Source organism: Rhodococcus sp. G6(2025), assembly GCF_058628105.1.
In genome coordinates this window covers 4,213,885-4,228,086 of the sequence record NZ_CP179750.1, presented here as the reverse complement: position 1 = coordinate 4,228,086, position 14,202 = coordinate 4,213,885, and the positions used below count along the sequence as shown (strand labels likewise).

General features: G+C 67.2%; 18 protein-coding genes and 2 pseudogenes. 12 read left to right on the top strand and 8 right to left on the bottom strand.

Features of this window, described 5'->3' with window-relative positions; all coding sequences use genetic code 11:
• Window positions 1–359: 359 nt before the first annotated feature.
• The 3 genes and pseudogenes from ACLIVD_RS19420 to ACLIVD_RS19410 all read left to right on the top strand — a co-directional run bounded on the left by ACLIVD_RS19420 (window position 360) and on the right by ACLIVD_RS19410 (window position 2,126).
• Window positions 360–584 carry an RGCVC family protein gene (locus ACLIVD_RS19420; protein WP_283332538.1) on the top strand — a complete coding sequence of 75 codons (225 nt, stop codon included), beginning with the start codon at window positions 360–362 and terminating at the stop codon, window positions 582–584.
• Between the two features lie 101 nt (window positions 585–685).
• A pseudogene (locus ACLIVD_RS19415) lies at window positions 686–1,449 on the top strand (haloacid dehalogenase type II).
• Window positions 1,450–1,721: 272 nt separating this feature from the next.
• Window positions 1,722–2,126, top strand: a complete 405-nt coding sequence (locus ACLIVD_RS19410) for a hypothetical protein (RefSeq protein ID WP_280784502.1) — start codon at window positions 1,722–1,724, stop codon at window positions 2,124–2,126.
• A 57-nt stretch (window positions 2,127–2,183) separates the two neighbouring features.
• Here ACLIVD_RS19410 and ACLIVD_RS19405 read toward each other — a convergent pair.
• A pseudogene (locus ACLIVD_RS19405) lies at window positions 2,184–3,174 on the bottom strand (glutamate ABC transporter substrate-binding protein).
• Entirely contained in the window at window positions 3,174–4,538 is a 1,365-nt protein-coding gene (locus ACLIVD_RS19400; protein ID WP_491930449.1) for a GlnX family signal transduction membrane protein, read from the bottom strand. Before ACLIVD_RS19400 ends, ACLIVD_RS19405 begins: the two are co-directional and overlap by 1 nt.
• 150 nt (window positions 4,539–4,688) lie before the next feature.
• Between ACLIVD_RS19400 and ACLIVD_RS19395 the strand changes: the two genes are divergently transcribed.
• Both ACLIVD_RS19395 and ACLIVD_RS19390 read left to right on the top strand, forming a co-directional pair.
• Entirely contained in the window at window positions 4,689–5,177 is a 489-nt protein-coding gene (locus ACLIVD_RS19395) for a substrate-binding domain-containing protein (protein ID WP_491930448.1), read from the top strand.
• A gap of 11 nt (window positions 5,178–5,188) precedes the next feature.
• Window positions 5,189–5,779, top strand: a complete 591-nt coding sequence (locus ACLIVD_RS19390; protein WP_491930447.1) for a substrate-binding domain-containing protein — start codon at window positions 5,189–5,191, stop codon at window positions 5,777–5,779.
• Between the two features lie 14 nt (window positions 5,780–5,793).
• On the opposite strand, the gene ACLIVD_RS19385 is transcribed toward ACLIVD_RS19390, so the two are convergent.
• The gene (locus ACLIVD_RS19385; protein ID WP_491930446.1) at window positions 5,794–6,216 is read right to left on the bottom strand and encodes a nuclear transport factor 2 family protein; all 423 of its coding nucleotides are present in this window, start codon (window positions 6,214–6,216) and stop codon (window positions 5,794–5,796) included.
• Between the two features lie 162 nt (window positions 6,217–6,378).
• Here ACLIVD_RS19385 and ACLIVD_RS19380 point away from each other — a divergent pair, with 162 nt between their 5' ends.
• On the top strand, window positions 6,379–7,008 hold the full coding sequence (locus ACLIVD_RS19380; RefSeq protein WP_283352757.1) for a class I SAM-dependent methyltransferase: 630 nt from the start codon (window positions 6,379–6,381) through the stop codon (window positions 7,006–7,008).
• Here the strand turns inward: ACLIVD_RS19380 and ACLIVD_RS19375 are convergent.
• A complete protein-coding gene (locus tag ACLIVD_RS19375; RefSeq protein ID WP_491930445.1) occupies window positions 6,959–7,729 on the bottom strand; it encodes a MerR family transcriptional regulator in 771 nt (256 codons plus the stop codon). The genes ACLIVD_RS19380 and ACLIVD_RS19375 overlap by 50 nt on opposite strands.
• Window positions 7,730–7,791: 62 nt before the next feature.
• Between ACLIVD_RS19375 and ACLIVD_RS19370 the strand changes: the two genes are divergently transcribed.
• On the top strand, window positions 7,792–8,268 hold the full coding sequence (locus ACLIVD_RS19370) for a DUF6194 family protein (RefSeq protein ID WP_283352759.1): 477 nt from the start codon (window positions 7,792–7,794) through the stop codon (window positions 8,266–8,268).
• Window positions 8,269–8,329: 61 nt separating this feature from the next.
• Here the strand turns inward: ACLIVD_RS19370 and ACLIVD_RS19365 are convergent, their stop codons facing one another.
• Window positions 8,330–8,671, bottom strand: a complete 342-nt coding sequence (locus ACLIVD_RS19365) for a hypothetical protein (RefSeq protein WP_317571205.1) — start codon at window positions 8,669–8,671, stop codon at window positions 8,330–8,332.
• A gap of 234 nt (window positions 8,672–8,905) precedes the next feature.
• Between ACLIVD_RS19365 and ACLIVD_RS19360 the strand changes: the two genes are divergently transcribed.
• Window positions 8,906–9,547 (top strand): alpha/beta fold hydrolase, encoded by a 642-nt coding sequence (locus ACLIVD_RS19360; RefSeq protein WP_477954236.1) that lies wholly within the window; start codon window positions 8,906–8,908, stop codon window positions 9,545–9,547.
• Window positions 9,548–9,603: 56 nt separating this feature from the next.
• Here the strand turns inward: ACLIVD_RS19360 and ACLIVD_RS19355 are convergent, their stop codons facing one another.
• Window positions 9,604–10,638: a Gfo/Idh/MocA family oxidoreductase gene (locus tag ACLIVD_RS19355; protein ID WP_491930444.1), complete on the bottom strand. Its 1,035-nt coding sequence runs from the start codon at window positions 10,636–10,638 to the stop codon at window positions 9,604–9,606.
• A 135-nt stretch (window positions 10,639–10,773) separates the two neighbouring features.
• Here ACLIVD_RS19355 and ACLIVD_RS19350 point away from each other — a divergent pair, with 135 nt between their 5' ends.
• The 4 genes from ACLIVD_RS19350 (at window position 10,774) to ACLIVD_RS19335 (ending at window position 13,645) form a co-directional block, all read left to right on the top strand.
• Window positions 10,774–11,457 (top strand): class I SAM-dependent methyltransferase, encoded by a 684-nt coding sequence (locus ACLIVD_RS19350; protein WP_477956922.1) that lies wholly within the window; start codon window positions 10,774–10,776, stop codon window positions 11,455–11,457.
• Between the two features lie 96 nt (window positions 11,458–11,553).
• Complete coding sequence (locus tag ACLIVD_RS19345; protein ID WP_491930443.1) at window positions 11,554–12,297, top strand: SDR family NAD(P)-dependent oxidoreductase; 744 nt, start codon at window positions 11,554–11,556, stop codon at window positions 12,295–12,297.
• Window positions 12,294–13,352: an S-adenosylmethionine:tRNA ribosyltransferase-isomerase gene (locus tag ACLIVD_RS19340; RefSeq protein ID WP_280784489.1), complete on the top strand. Its 1,059-nt coding sequence runs from the start codon at window positions 12,294–12,296 to the stop codon at window positions 13,350–13,352. The genes ACLIVD_RS19345 and ACLIVD_RS19340 overlap by 4 nt, the downstream gene beginning before the upstream one ends.
• A gap of 98 nt (window positions 13,353–13,450) precedes the next feature.
• The gene (locus tag ACLIVD_RS19335) at window positions 13,451–13,645 is read left to right on the top strand and encodes a CsbD family protein (RefSeq protein ID WP_280784488.1); all 195 of its coding nucleotides are present in this window, start codon (window positions 13,451–13,453) and stop codon (window positions 13,643–13,645) included.
• A gap of 21 nt (window positions 13,646–13,666) precedes the next feature.
• Here ACLIVD_RS19335 and ACLIVD_RS19330 read toward each other — a convergent pair whose 3' ends face one another.
• Entirely contained in the window at window positions 13,667–13,999 is a 333-nt protein-coding gene (locus ACLIVD_RS19330; protein ID WP_280784487.1) for a gas vesicle protein K, read from the bottom strand.
• Window positions 13,992–14,201, bottom strand: coding sequence for a gas vesicle protein (locus ACLIVD_RS19325; protein WP_283332522.1), 210 nt, complete (start codon window positions 14,199–14,201; stop codon window positions 13,992–13,994). Before ACLIVD_RS19325 ends, ACLIVD_RS19330 begins: the two co-directional genes overlap by 8 nt.
• Window position 14,202: the final 1 nt, after the last annotated feature.

The window sequence follows — 14,202 nt, the reverse complement described above, 5'->3', positions numbered from 1 at the left end:
TTACTAGAACCTCCCGACGGCAACCAACGGCGATTGCCTCTGGGTCGGACGTTTTCGGCTTAGCTGATCTATATCGCGGGCACGACCAGGTCCGTTACTACCAGTATGTCCTGTACCTGCGGAAATGCCCCCGCCCGCCGTGGTTCGTGCCGCCCTCAGTACCTGCCGAGGGTGCCCGCCCGATCAGTCGGTCGACGCGTGCGTCTGGCGAGGTCACGAAATGGTGACGGGGCGGGGTTGGGCCGTGAGGGGGTAGCGTGGTGGTTGTCGAGGGTTATTCGAATATGCGCGGTCATGCCATGTCGTCCTCGGCGCCCACACCGGCCTGCAGTCGAAAGGCCGAGAACTGGAGCGCCGCCATGGCGTCGAACCCGACTGATGTGTCCAATTTCCTCGTGTCCGAGTCTCCGAACTCCGCGCTGGTGGTGGAATCGGAGGCGTCGTGCACGGCATGCCCACACAGCGCGGATTCCCACGACGAGCTCGGGATTCGGTTCTGTGCCGTGACCTCGGCGCGAAGCCTCGAACGTAAGTGCATCTGCGCCGGTGACCAGGTGAGTGGACAGCACTACTCCCGGTACTGAAGCAGACGCCCACCCACGGGCGCTCCGCTCGATTCGCCGACGACCTTGCATGACGGCACTATCCTGATGCCACGTCGTACGTTCGAGTCGAGAGGACGCCCATGGCTGGTGTGCCGTTCCGGTCCCCGTCGACGGGACGCAATGTTCGCGCCGTGTTGTTCGATACCTTTGGCACCGTTGTCGATTGGCGCACCGGTATCGCCACCGCTGTCGCGGACTACGCGGCGCGCCATCAGCTCGGGGTGGACGCAGTTGCATTCGCCGACCGGTGGCGCGCCCGCTACCAGCCGTCGATGGACGCGATCCTTTCCGGCACCCGCGAGTTCGTGACTCTCGATATCTTGCACCGCGAGAACCTCGACTTCGTGCTCCGCGAATCGGGCATCGACCCCACGAATCACGATGCCGGAGAGCTCGACGAGCTCGCGCGCGCCTGGCATGTGCTCACCCCCTGGCCCGACAGCGTGCCAGGTCTCACGGCACTCAAGGCGGAGTACATCATCGGCCCGCTCTCGAACGGCAACACCTCACTTCTGCTCGACATGGCCAAGAACGCCGGAATCCCGTGGGACGTGATCATCGGCTCCGACATCAACCGGAATACAAGCCCGATCCCCAGGCTTACTTGCAGACAGCACAGTTCCTCGGTCTTGACCCGGGTGAAGTCATGCTCGCCGCCGCCCACAACGACGACCTCGAAGCCGCTCACGCCACAGGACTGGCTACAGCGTTCATTCTCCGGCCCGTCGAACACGGACCGCACCAGACCGATGACCTCGCGCCAACAGGCAGCTGGGACATTTCAGCCACCGACATCACTCATCTCGCAGCGCTGCTCCGTGCGGGATCGACAGGGTTCAGGTGAGGCGGCGAACCTTCTCGACGGCCCGAGTGAACACTGTGTCGAACTCGGCCTCGAATTGCTTGCCCTGTGCGGGTCGTGTCGCCCACTCCCCGGCCGCTGCTCGGCGCGTCGGGTTTGATGCTGAGGACCATCTGTTCTTCGTCGTCGAGTCGATCGATCCGAGCACCCGGTGGCACGTCGGCTTGCTCCGCGTGCGCCACCCCGTGTCAGGTAATTCTTGACGCCACGTCCACTGCCTGTCAGGCTATACCTGACAGAAATGGGAGGTAGTCATGGAACTTGTCGAACGCGCCGTCAGTGCGGATATCGATGCCGCTGCTCGCGCGGTGATAACGGCTGCGGCCGCCGAAGCAAGCCGTCACGCCGACGAAATCATCGGCACCGGGCCGCTTCCCGGCACGGCGGATTGGGACGCCGAGCAAGGCACGGACATTCCCCACCAGCGAACCCTGGCCTGGCACCTACTGAGTCTTCGTATACAGCTCGCTGCCGGCCTGGACGGCATCGAAACCGTTCTCGGTCTGCGCTTTCAGGGGGCGACGTGGGCGACCATCGGCAAGGCCGCCGGGATGACCCGTCAATCCGCGCACGAGCGATGGGGTTCGCGCACCACCGCCCTGCTCGACCCGATGGGGACCGGCCTGCCCAAGACCGTTGCCGACGACGATCCGAGCTGAACCGGACGTGGTGGAACTCGGGGCGATAGAAGTGGCGACCGCCGTCTGAGGGGTCGGTCAGTCCCGGTACTCCGGCGCCGGCGGTCCGGGTGCCGGGCCCAGCGACGACAGCCACCGGTCGTAGAGGGCCGTCCAGGTTCCGTCTGTGCGCAGTCGTTCCAGTGTGCCGTTGACGAACCGGACGAGGTCGTCGTTTCCGGGAGCGAGGCCGATGGAGTATCGGGCGGAATCTGTTTCGGGACCAACGATTTCGAGATTCGGATCCTGGGCGACGAGGCCGGCGAGGAAGGCGGCGCCTGCGACCGCGTCGACCTGCCGCTGCTGGATGGCCATGAGGCAGTCGTCCCAGTCGGGGACCGCAAGGATCGTCGCTTTGGGGGCGATGCGCGTCAGCGCCGACACCGACGCCGGGTCGTGGTGCGTGCAGACCCGTCGCCGGGCAAGGTCGGCCGGACCGGCGATACCCGACCCATCCCGCACCACGAGCCGGCGGGAGGCCTCGAGATACACCGTGGAGAACGTCAAGTCCTGGGGACCTTCACAGGAGAGGGCCACCGGACGCACGACCATGTCCGCGTCACGGTGGGCGAGCATCTCGGCACCGTCATCGGTTCCGAGCGGACGGAACTCGACCTTGGTGGGATCGCCGAGCAGATCACGTGCGACCTCCCGAGCGAGGTCGACGCCGAATCCGGTGAGGGTGCCGGTGGTCGGGTCGCGGAAGCTGAACAGGTTGGTGTTCTGATCGACCGCGACGACCACGGTGCCGCGGGCACGAATATCGCCGAGCGCGCCGCCGAGGCTCGGAGTCCCCGGGCGGAGACTGGCCGGGGCCGCGCATGCCGACGGCTCTGTGTCCGGCGGCGGCGTGTCGGACGGTGCGATGAGCTGGGCGCCGGCCGACAGGGGAAAACTCCGTGAAGTCTCCGGAAAACCTCGGGGTGGGTGCATCGGGGGCGCCGCAGCCGGCAATCAGGACAGCTCCGAGCCCGAGGCTCCCGAGCAGCCGGGTGAAGCGCGGTCGCCGTTCCGGGTGTGGTCGCACCATCAGTGGTACTCACTCACTCGGGGCTCGATCCCCGCGACGACGGCGAGCGCTGCGGAAACAGCGAGCACGATGCCGCCCACGGTGAGCGCGGCCATCGTGCGGTACGACTCCCGCATCGCGTCGAGTTCCTCGGTGCGCAGAGCGGTGATGGCGCCTTCGAGCGATTCGTCGAGGGCCCGGAACCGGGCGGTCGATGCCGTCGATCCCGGACCGACCGCGACGTCCGCCGCGCCCTGGTAGTCGCCGTCTGCGAGCTTCTGCTGCAGATCCCGGTGCGCGCTCCGCCATCCGTCGAACGCGGCGGACGCATCGGCGATCGTCGGTGCGACAACGGTGTTCCGCGACGCGTCCGAGTTCAGAATCGCGGAGAGCGCGTCCGTGTGCCGGGCGTAATCGCTCCCCGCCGGATCGAAACCCGGCCGGAGAAGTCCGAGGGTTTCGTCGGCGCGGGCCTGCTGGGCGAGGATCCTCGCCTTCGTGACCGCCGCGAGGGGTTCGGCGCCGTCGATCCGGGCGCGTTCGCTCGCCGACGTCGACAACAGCCCGGCGACCACGATCCACACGACGAGTGCAGCCAGCAGGACCGTCGCGCACGCCAGTCCGGGATTGATTCGGCGACGGCTTCGATGCGCCACGTACGCGTGCGCGACGGCGAGGACGACGACCCCGGCCGACGCGACCACGATGGCGGTGGCGGGCAGCCGGGCGGTGTGGGATTGCGTGTCGGCGACAGCTCGGGCCTGGTCGTTGTAGAGGCGTTCGGCCAAGGGCAGGATGGTGTCCTGCATGAGAGCCGAAGCGGTTCCGAGATACGCCACCCCGACCGGGTTTCCCGCGGCGTCGTTGGAGCGGGCGGTCGCCACCAGGTCCGTGTACACGGCGACGTGCCGCGACATCTCGGTGAGCAGTCTCAGCGATTCGACGTCGCCGGAGGTGACGCCGTACGACGCGGTGACGAGCGCGTTCGACGCGTCCCCGATCGCCTGGTTGTACCGATCGCGCACCGCCAGCGGCTCGATGGCACCCGCGATGAACGACGACGTCGCTGCCGCGTCGGCAATCGACAACGAGCTGAACAAGTTCTGCGCGGCGTCCGCCAGCGGTTCGGTGTGGGCGCGAAGGGTTTCCATGCGCTGCTGCCGTGCGGCGACCACGGCGGACGTCACCAGACCGGCCGTCAGCGCCACCGCGACGAGGACGACGGCGAGGAGGGACAGGCGTCCGGGAGTCGACGCGAGGAATTCGCGCCAGGGGCGCCGGCGGACCTCGGGTTCGACGAGAAGGGATTCGTTCAGGAGATGCTCGTCGGCAGGCGAAGTGTCACGATCTCCCCTGGATACGGTGCCGCTGTCCTGGTGGAACACCTTCTCCTCCTCATCCCTGCACTCAGTGTGCGCCGATCACGGTCGGAAAACACCGAAAGCATCGACGCGCGCGAGTAGCCTGCCTCGCCCGCGGGTACCTCCAGACTGGGCACGATCACGCTGGAGGTCACGGCTCGTGAAGACAAGCTCATGAAGCGAAGGGTGCGCGCGTTCTCCGTCGCGGCCGCGGTCGCAGCGGTGGCGCTCGGGGCCTGCGCGGCCCCTGCGCCGCAGGGCGACGAGGCACCGGAGAAGGTTTTCTTTCTCTTGCCGAACACGACGACCACCCGATTCGTGGAGCGAGACGAACCCCTGTTCACCGACTTCCTGGAGTTGTTCGCGCCGGAGGCGGCGGTCACGGTTCGCAACGCCGAGGGCGATCCCGCCCGTCAGCAGAGCCAGGTCGAGTCGGCGATCGCGGAGGGCGCTTCCGTGCTCGTGCTGATCTCCACGGACGCGAGGTTCTCGGGTGGAGCCTTGACCGCCGCCGGCGAGGCGAACGTTCCGGTGGTGCTCTACGACCATGACGCGGTCGGTGGACCGGCAGACGTTCAGGTGATCTTCGATCCACTCGAGGTCGGCCGACGGCAGGGGAGCCGCGCCGCGGATCTGATCGCCGCGATGCCCGGCGACGGGTGAAGATCGCCCGGGTGGAGGGAAACTTCGGTGAATACGGAACCCGTCAATTTCGGCTCGGTCAGGACGAGTATCTGCAGCCGCTCGCCGACAGCGGCAAGATCCGCGTGGTCTGCGAGACCGCGATCGACGACTGGGACCCGGCCGGAGGTCAGGCATTCGCCGAGGAATGCCTGGCCCGTGAGAACAACGACATCGCGCTGTTCGTCACCATGAACGACGACCTGGCAGGCGGAATCGTCGCGGCACTGGCAGGCCGCGGGCTCGCCGGGCGGATCCCGGTCACCGGCGGACAGGACGCCAATCTCGCTGCGCTGCAACTGATCGCACAGGGAACCCTCGACAACACGATCTTCAAGAACCTGTCCGATCAGGCGAAGGTCGCGGCGCAGCTGACCATGTCGATCCTGCACGGTGACGGCATTTCGGAGGAGATGGTCAACGGCACGATCGACAACCAGTACATGGCCGTGCCAACGGTGTTCCTGCCCGTGCAGAACATCACGAAGGACAACCTCGACGTCGTGGTCAACTCCGGCTTCTACACCTGGCAGCAGATCTGCGCACCGGACCCGGCATCCGCGGTGTGCGGGGACCACAGCTGAGCCGTCGACGGGGTTCAGCTCAGGGGCGCGATGACACCGCGGTCGCCGATCTCGGCGCGGACGTCGATCACCCGCCCGGCCAGCAACCAGCCCGACGGTCCGCGTCGCCATTCGTCGCGGTACTCGCCGAGGCATTCGTACGTCGCGTCGGCGCGTTCGCCGCGGCCGACGTGAAACGCCCGGAAATAGGATCGAGTGCGCGCCGCGTCACCGTCGACGTCGACGCGGATGTTGCCGAGCAGGTGCTGGGTGGCGCCGCAGACGTCGAGGTGGGAGCGGACGCGCGCGACCACGTCCACCGGCCCCGCCCGCCCATAGGCCACGACATCGTCGGTGAGAGTCGCCGCGAGCCCCGGCCAGTCCTTCGTGTCGAGCAGGTCGGCCACGACGTGCAGGCGGTCGGTGATCTGGACGCGGTCGGGAACGGACTCGGGCATGGCTCGATCTTCCTCGGAGGACCGGCCGCGTCGGCCAGGGCATCCCGCTGATCGAGACTGTCGCGTCGGCGCAACACCCTTGGGCTGCGGGTGGGTGCCGAGGTGGTGTCGCATACGGTGGCAGTGGCTCGCCGAGCGGGCCGGATCGAGGAGGAATCGGTAATGAGTGCACGCACCCCCGAGGAGCGCATCCCCAGCCAGTGGGAGGAGATCACAGCAGCCGACCCGGGGCATTCGATGTGGTACGTCGAGCGGTTCCGTGCCATGGAGGCGCAGGGCAAGGACATCGTGGGGGAGGCGCGGCTGGTCGATGCGATGCTCGGCCGCGGCGGTCGGGTACTCGACGCGGGTTGCGGACTGGGCCGTCTCGGCGGCTACTTGCACGATGCCGGTCATGTCGTGGTGGGTGTCGATGTGGATCCGGTGCTCATCTCCGTGGCAGAGGAGGATCACCCCGGTCCGACGTGGCTGGTCGGTGATCTCGCGGAGTTGGATCTGCCGGCCCGTGGGGTGACCGCCGATTTCGAGGTCATCGTCTGTGCGGGCAACGTGATGACCTTCCTGGCGCCGTCGACCCGGGAGGCGGTGCTGACGGGATTCGCCGCTCATCTCGCCCCGACCGGCCGAGTGGTTGTGGGGTTCGGCGCCGACCGGGGCTACGAGTTCTCCCAATTCCTCGCGGATTCGCAGGCGAGCGGTCTCACGGCGGATCTGCTGTTCTCGACGTGGGATCTGCGCCCGTTCAGCGAGGATTCCGACTTTCTGGTGGCGGTGTTGTCGCGCGCGCACTGACCACCCCATCTCGGAGTGCGAGGAGCACGGTGAGGGCAGCGGTTGCGTCGAGCAAGGCTCGGGAGCGGGCCGTGGTGGCCTGGTCGCGGGCAGCGAGCGCGGCGCCGATGTCACCCGATCCGGGTGTGTGCCCGAGTTGTGACATGACCGCGTGGAGAGGTGTGATGCGGTAACCGGCCTTGCGTTGCTGATGCACGACGCGAGCGTCGCGGACCTGCGAAGGGGAGTATCGGCGCGCTCCTGTGGGTGTGTCCCGGTCCGGGACGACGAGTCCCTCTGCGTCCCAGTGCCGCAACGTGGAGGGGCGGAGACCGAGGGCGACGGCGAGTTCACTCACGCTCATCCAGTCGGATGCCTGCACGTCGTCGACAGGCTCGGTCGAGATCAGCTCGGCGGCCTGCTTCGCCAGCGCGAGTTCGGTTCGTTCCGTGTGGAGTCGGGCGTGTGCGGCATCGAGGAGGGCGACCGTTGTCGCGGCCGGGCACGTGTGCACGCTGCGCACGATCCGTTTGGCTTCCACCGGGCCGGCGCCGATGGCGAGTTCCCGATAGGCGAGCGCGGACTGCACATGCACGTCGGTGTAGATCCGGTATCCGGTGGCTGTGCGGGTTGCGGGAGGCAGCACCCCGTCGCGTTCGAGGTTGCGCACGTGCTGCACGGAGCACCCGGCGCGCCGGGCGACATCCACGGTCCGCAGATGACGCGATTGGAGACTTGGCACCGTATTCTCCTACGTTTGCTGGTCGAGGTCTCCACAAGCACTTTAATGAAACGCTGGAAGCTATGACCATGGACGACATCATCGACTTCGTCGAAGGCCTCGGCGATGTTCTGACGCTCAGGCCCGCCCCCGGCGACGGTTCGCCGGAGATCAGCTGGGGTGACGCCTTCTTCTACTACTCACCGGATCGGATCGTTCCCGACAGGACCCAGCCCTTCGCCACCATCGTCACCAAGAACTACCCCGGCGACGAAAGTTCGGGTCTGGACCGCGCGGGTGCATTCCGGGTGAACATCCGTGCCGGGAAGGAGGCGTTCATCGAGGCAACCGGCCACACGCCGCGAGAGCAGGGCGTCGCCGACGTCGACGCCGGTGCGCCCGACACCGTCATCGCGCATCCCGTCTATGGCTCACTGGCCTGGCTGGCAGTCATCGACCCCGGCTCGCGCACAGGCGAAGTCACGCGGGCGTTGCTGTGCCGTGCGCACGCCCTGGCTCGCTCGCGCTACGAGCGACGATCGGAATCCACTCCACGCTGATGGAGGAAGGCATGCGGAACCGAGGACGACGAATCCTGGTGCCGTCCTCGGTCAAGCGTCATCACATCTGGTAGATCTGGCTGCTGTTCCATCCGACGAGGAGTTCGTCGAGCGTCATGCTCTGGTCTCGGCGTTCTTGCCGTTGGTCGCGTTGTCGGTCGTGGCGGGGGCCGTCACCGTGGTCACCACGATCGCCGGGGATGGTGGGTGCGGCGACTGTCGTCACGGGGTGTTCGGCCGCTGTCGCGATGGTGGTGGCGGCTCCGAGGGGGATGACGGCGATCGCGGCGGCGACGGCGGCCGCGGCGAACCGGTTTCGCAGGGGGATTCGAGGGAGACGGTTCACTGCGCCCGACGGATTCGCCGCGTGCGAAGTCTCGGAGTGGGGAAGTGAGATGTGCATTTCGTAGTGTCCTGTTCGAATGCGTGGGCCCAACGTCCACAGCTACTCGAATGGTGTCTGCGAGGGCCCGGAACGTTACACCCGACAGTCCAGGAATTTTGGTTCCACAGTGAAACCGTCCCGGAGTGGAGATGTTCTCCATGGATGGATTCCCGAGTCCGTACTACCGTCGCAGTGACCGCAGGCGGACACCACGGCGCGTCAGCCGGGAACAGTTGGGGGATAGGAGAAGCAGTGCCTTCCATCGAATCTGGCGGGGCTCGGATCGACTACACCGTGCACGGTGACGGCAGCTCCTCGTCGAGCGTGATGTTGCTGGCGGGTTTCAGAGCCCCCGCCACGTCGTGGCGGTATCAGATCCCGTCGCTGATCGAGGCCGGCCACCGCGTCATCGCTGTGGATCTGCCGGGTCACGGGACGGCTCCGGCCACGCCGCACGGAACGACGATGCAGACACGCGCCGGATTCGTGCACGCGCTCATCGAGGAACTCGACCTGCAGGGTGTGGCAATAGTCGGAGGCTCGATGGGCGCAAACACGATCTCGTCGTACGTCGACTCGTACGGCACGGGGCGGCTTCGCGCCGCGGTTGTGGTCGATCAGACCCCGCGAATGCTCAATACGCCGGAGTGGGCGTACGGGTTCTACGGCTACGACCAGGAGGAGGTCGACACGTTCTTTGCGGACGGGATTCCGGTGCTCTTCGTCGCCGGTTCCGACAGCGAGTACTGGCCGTCAGCACACGCCGTAGCGGCTGCGGCACTCGCACCGAACGGAGCGTCGATCGTCGTTCCGCGCGCGGGCCACGCGACGAACATGGAACGACCACATCCGTTCAGCAAGGCTGTCGCCGAATTTTTCGATTCCGCGTCCTGAGCCCCTAACCGACGCGAGCCCTGAACCGACGCGAGTGCTGCCGAAGTCGCCTCCGGTCAGTCGACGGACCGCACGACGACCGTGTTGCCGCTCTCCGCGGCCTCCCGCGCCGCCGCCAACACCGCGATGGTGCCGAGCGCGGTGCGGGCAGGCACCGGTTGTGTGCCGCTGCCGGCAACGGCGGCCGCGAATTCCGTGTAGTAGTCCTGATACGCACCCCGCTGCGACGGAACCGTTTCCGCGCCATCCGCTGTGTGGAGGACGCCCCACCGTTCCCGTCGTTCGTAACCCCATCCGGTGGGATCGTCAACGGGCCGCGACCCCGCGAAGAGAGCCTGTGCCTGCACGTCCGTACCGTCCGCCACATAGGCGCCCACGCTGCCGAATGCGCGCAGCCGCCGCCCCTCGAGATGGTTGACCTTGCTCGACGAGACGCTCGAATAGACCCCGCTGCAGTGAGCGATGTTGACGACGAAGCCGGCGTCGGTGCGCCCCTCCGGCCGATCGACGTAATCGAGGTGGGCGTCGACCCGCTCCGCCGGCCCGAACAACCACAGCATCTGGTCGACGACGTGTGCGCCGATGTCGCGCAGCAACCCACCGGTCGGGCCTGCTTCGAGTGTGCCGGCACCGTCCAGGTCGAAATGGGACTCGACACGCCAGATGTCGCCGAGTCGCGGCAACACCGACTTCAGGGTACGGATGTCGGCGTCGTATCGACGGTTGTGATAGACGCTGAGCAGCACGCCGGCGTCCTCTGCGGCTGCTACCAGCTCGCGGGCCGTCTCGACATCCGGCGCGAACGGCTTGTCCGCGATCACGTGCACACCACGCCCGATTGCCTCGAGTACGAGTTCGCGCCGCGTCTGCGGTGGCGTGGTGATCGTGACGGCATCGACGCCGGAGTCGATGAGTTCGCCGAGGCTCGAGAACACCGGCACTCCGGGGAAGTCGGCGGCAGCCTGGGTGACCCGTGCGGCGGAGCGGGTCACGATGCCGCCCAGTGCGATTCTCTCTGCCGCTTCGACGAACGGCGCATGGAAGTAGCGGCCGCCCAGCCCGTACCCGACGATTCCGATAGTTGTGCTCATATCTGGATTGTATGTTAAGACATTCGAACAATCTAACCGTGTCGGTGAGGCAAGCAGTCGCGGTGTCGAGGGTCGAGAACCGCGCAGTGCCGTGCCAAGATGAGGTGGCACGATCCGTTTCAGGGAGGCGTCGAAGTGTCGGAGCGATCAGGTCCCCTCGCCGACGATCCGTTCATCGGTCGGCAGCCAACCAGCCACGAACGCATGACAGGACGGCCCTGGGATGCGTCGTACCACGAGGGCCCTGCGCCGTGGGATGTCGGCCGGCCGCAGCCGGCGGTCGTGCGGGTGGCATCCGAAGGCGGATTCGCCGGAGCGGTGCTCGATGCGGGATGCGGCACCGGCGAGAACGCTCTTCACGTCGCCTCCCTGGGATTCCAGGTTCTGGGCGTCGACGTGGCCGAGACGGCACTGGCGATCGCCAGGGAGAAGGCCCACGACCGTCGGATCGAGGTCGAGTTCGCGCTGGCCGACGCGGTCCAGTTGGACAGAATGGGGCGCCGGTTCGACACCGTGCTGGACTGCGGACTGTTCCACACGTTCGACGCCGCCGAGCGACCACGCTACGTGGCGAGTGTGGCGTCGGTGACCGAACCCGGCGGAACCGTGTATGTGTTGTGCTTCAGCGACGCTGGTCCCGATACCGGCCCGCACCCCGTCAGCCGGGAGGAGCTGAGAGCGGCGTTCGACCCCGGCGATGGATGGAAGGTCGCCGCCATCGAACCGGATCGGATCGAGACGAGATTCCACGACAACGGCGCACCGGCCTGGTTCGCGACCATCGAGCGGATCCAGCCGACGGGCGGGTCGGCCCGGTGAGACGTCGGCAGCACGTCCGAGGGCCCGACGCCCGGCGTTTCCTCCCGGGAAGTAGGCGCCACCGCCCTTGACATGAAGTGGACTTTAGGTTTCACGATGGTCGCAGATGTCACTGGAGGCAAGGAGTCTGCGATGAACACCAGGACGGCGCTGATCACAGGAGGATCGGCAGGGCTGGGACGGGCGAGCGCGCTCGCGCTCGCGGAGCGCGGCTGGGAGGTGATCGTCACCGGGAGGCGGGTCGAACCGCTCGATCGGGTTGCCGCGCGGGCACACACCGTCACCGCGCTCCCCGGTGACGTGACCGATCCGGGGCACCGCGAGCGCATCGCCGTCGAGATCGCGGCGCGGGGGCGACTGGACCTGTTGCTCAACAACGCCAGCGCGCTCGGGCCCAGCCCGATGCCCTCCCTCGCCGAGTACCCGGAGGACGCATTGGCGCAGGTCTTCGCGACCGATGTGCTCGCCCCGCTCGCATTGATCGCCGCGCTGATCGAACATGTGCGGGACGCGGGCGGGACCGTGATCAACATTTCGTCGGATGCCGCGGTCGAGGCGTATGCGGGCTGGGGCGGTTACGGGGCGGCGAAGGCGGCGCTCGACCACGCGTCCGCGGTGCTGGCGGTGGAGGAACCCGGCCTGGCGGTCTATGCATTCGATCCCGGCGACATGCGCACGGAGATGCATCAGGCGGCGTTCCCCGGCGAGGACATCTCGGATCGGCCCGATCCGGAGACCGTGGTTCCTGCGCTGCTGAGTTTGCTCGACACGAGCCCACCCAGCGGCCGGTACCGTGCGGCGGACCTCGCGGTCGCAGCGAACCCGGGGGTGTCGTCGTGACGCGTGCACGGGTCACCTCCGCGGCCGAGTTCCGGTTCGTGCTGCCACAGCGATTGGAGGCGAGTGGTCCACCGGAGAGCCGGGGGTTGCTGCGCGACTCGGTGCGACTGCTGGTCTCCGACCGGGGCAGGTTGGAACACAGCAGATTCCACGACCTGCCACGCTTCCTCCGCCCGGGTGACGTGGTGGTGGTGAACGCGTCGTCGACATTGGCCGCGGCGGTGGACGGGACCGTCGACGCGGTCGGACCTGTGGTCGTGCACTTCTCTACCGCTCTCGAGGACGGGGACTGGGCGGTCGAGGTGCGAGCGCCGGGACCGGTCTCCGGCGCCCTCGACACGGTCGCGGCGGGAGCGCGGATCGTTCTGCCGCGCGGCGTCGTTGCGACGCTCGTGGAACCCTGGCCCCTCGGGTCGACCAGGTTGTGGCGGGCCTCGATCGACGGCATCGCGGACGTAGCCGCGGAACTGCTCGCCACCTCGGGTCGTCCGATTACCTACGCGTACGTCCACGAACGCTGGCCCCTGTCCTCGTACCAGACGATCTTCGGCCACACCGGTGGAAGCGCCGAGATGGCCAGCGCCGCCCGGCCGTTCACCCATCCGATGGTTACCGACCTGGTGACCTCGGGGGTGGTGGTGGCACCGATCCTGCTGCACACGGGGGTCTCCTCGCCGGAGCGAGGGGAACCGCCGATCCCGGAGCGGTTCGAGGTGCCGGAGCAGACGGCGCGGCTGGTCAACGACCGGCGTGCCGCCGGAGGCCGCGTCATCGCGGTCGGAACCACCGTGACCAGGGCGCTCGAGACCGAGGCCACTTCGGGCGGCATGGCGGTGGCGGGCGCCGGCTGGACGGGCCTGGTTCTGAGTGCGGAGAGGCCGACCCGGGTCGTGGACGGCCTGATCACGGGCTGGCACGCACCGGGGGCGTCGCATCTCATGCTGCTCGAATCGGTGGTGGGAGAGAAGGCCGTCCGTCGCGCCTACGACGAGGCGCTCGCACGTGGCTACCTGTGGCACGAGTTCGGAGACAGTGCGTTGTTGCTGCGACGGTGACGATGCAATCGCGGTTCTCGACAGCGGCGCTGTGTGCGAGTTGACTGAAGTTGGTGATCTCGGAGAACAGAAGCGATCGCGGAGGACAGGACGTCGTCATGAACATGGGAAAGAAGATCCGGCACAAGGTCGAAACCGCCGAAGGCGCCGCCAAGAAGGCTGTCGGCAGGGCTACGGGGAATGCCCACCTCGAGGCGGAGGGGAGCAAGGAACAGGCCAAGGGCAACACCAAGCAGATGGGAGACAAGTTCAAGGACGCGGGCAAGAAGATCAAGAACGCTTTCAAACATTGATCGAACCTCGGTGAGTCCGGACTATTCGTTCGACAGCAGCGGCCCCAGCGGTCCGAGATCGATGTTCAGATCCTCGGGCATGAGATCGAAATGCTCACGCAACTCTGCCATTCGCTCCTCGAGCAGCATGAGTGTCGTGCCGATGCGTTCGATCTGCTCGTCGCTGAGATCGCCGTGCTCGACTCGGCGTATCGCCTGCCGTTCCATCAATTGGCGCAGTAGTTCGACGATCGTCAGGACCAGGGTGACCAGGCCCTTCTCGACGGATTCGGGGTCGGCGTCGATTCGCTGCGGCAGAACCCGGCGACCGATGTCGGTCGGTGCATCCGAATCGACGGGGTCGGGTTCAGTCATCGGCGGGCTCCGGCCCGACCGGGTCGGGGACGAGTGCGCTGACCGATGCGATGAGTGTGCGCAGCGAGATCCGGACCATGTCGACGTCGGCGAGCGACAGGGTGATCTCACCGGTGATGACGACACCACCGCCGAGCACCCGATCGAGCAGATCGACGAGCGCGATGCGGCGAGTGTCGTCCCCGGGGACCATCTCGCTCATG

Excerpts from the sequence above, each read along its gene's own strand:
- ACLIVD_RS19420 (WP_283332538.1), top strand. The coding sequence starts at position 360 with ATGGCGTCGAACCCGACTGATGTGTCCAATTTCCTCGTGTCCGAGTCT.
- ACLIVD_RS19410 (WP_280784502.1), top strand. The coding sequence starts at position 1,722 with ATGGAACTTGTCGAACGCGCCGTCAGTGCGGATATCGATGCCGCTGCT.
- ACLIVD_RS19395 (WP_491930448.1), top strand. The coding sequence starts at position 4,689 with ATGAAGCGAAGGGTGCGCGCGTTCTCCGTCGCGGCCGCGGTCGCAGCG.
- ACLIVD_RS19385 (WP_491930446.1), bottom strand. The coding sequence starts at position 6,216 with ATGCCCGAGTCCGTTCCCGACCGCGTCCAGATCACCGACCGCCTGCAC.
- ACLIVD_RS19380 (WP_283352757.1), top strand. The coding sequence starts at position 6,379 with ATGAGTGCACGCACCCCCGAGGAGCGCATCCCCAGCCAGTGGGAGGAG.
- ACLIVD_RS19370 (WP_283352759.1), top strand. The coding sequence starts at position 7,792 with ATGACCATGGACGACATCATCGACTTCGTCGAAGGCCTCGGCGATGTT.
- ACLIVD_RS19365 (WP_317571205.1), bottom strand. The coding sequence starts at position 8,671 with ATGCACATCTCACTTCCCCACTCCGAGACTTCGCACGCGGCGAATCCG.
- ACLIVD_RS19355 (WP_491930444.1), bottom strand. The coding sequence starts at position 10,638 with ATGAGCACAACTATCGGAATCGTCGGGTACGGGCTGGGCGGCCGCTAC.
- ACLIVD_RS19345 (WP_491930443.1), top strand. The coding sequence starts at position 11,554 with ATGGTCGCAGATGTCACTGGAGGCAAGGAGTCTGCGATGAACACCAGG.
- ACLIVD_RS19335 (WP_280784488.1), top strand. The coding sequence starts at position 13,451 with ATGAACATGGGAAAGAAGATCCGGCACAAGGTCGAAACCGCCGAAGGC.
- ACLIVD_RS19330 (WP_280784487.1), bottom strand. The coding sequence starts at position 13,999 with ATGACTGAACCCGACCCCGTCGATTCGGATGCACCGACCGACATCGGT.
- ACLIVD_RS19325 (WP_283332522.1), bottom strand. The coding sequence starts at position 14,201 with ATGAGCGAGATGGTCCCCGGGGACGACACTCGCCGCATCGCGCTCGTC.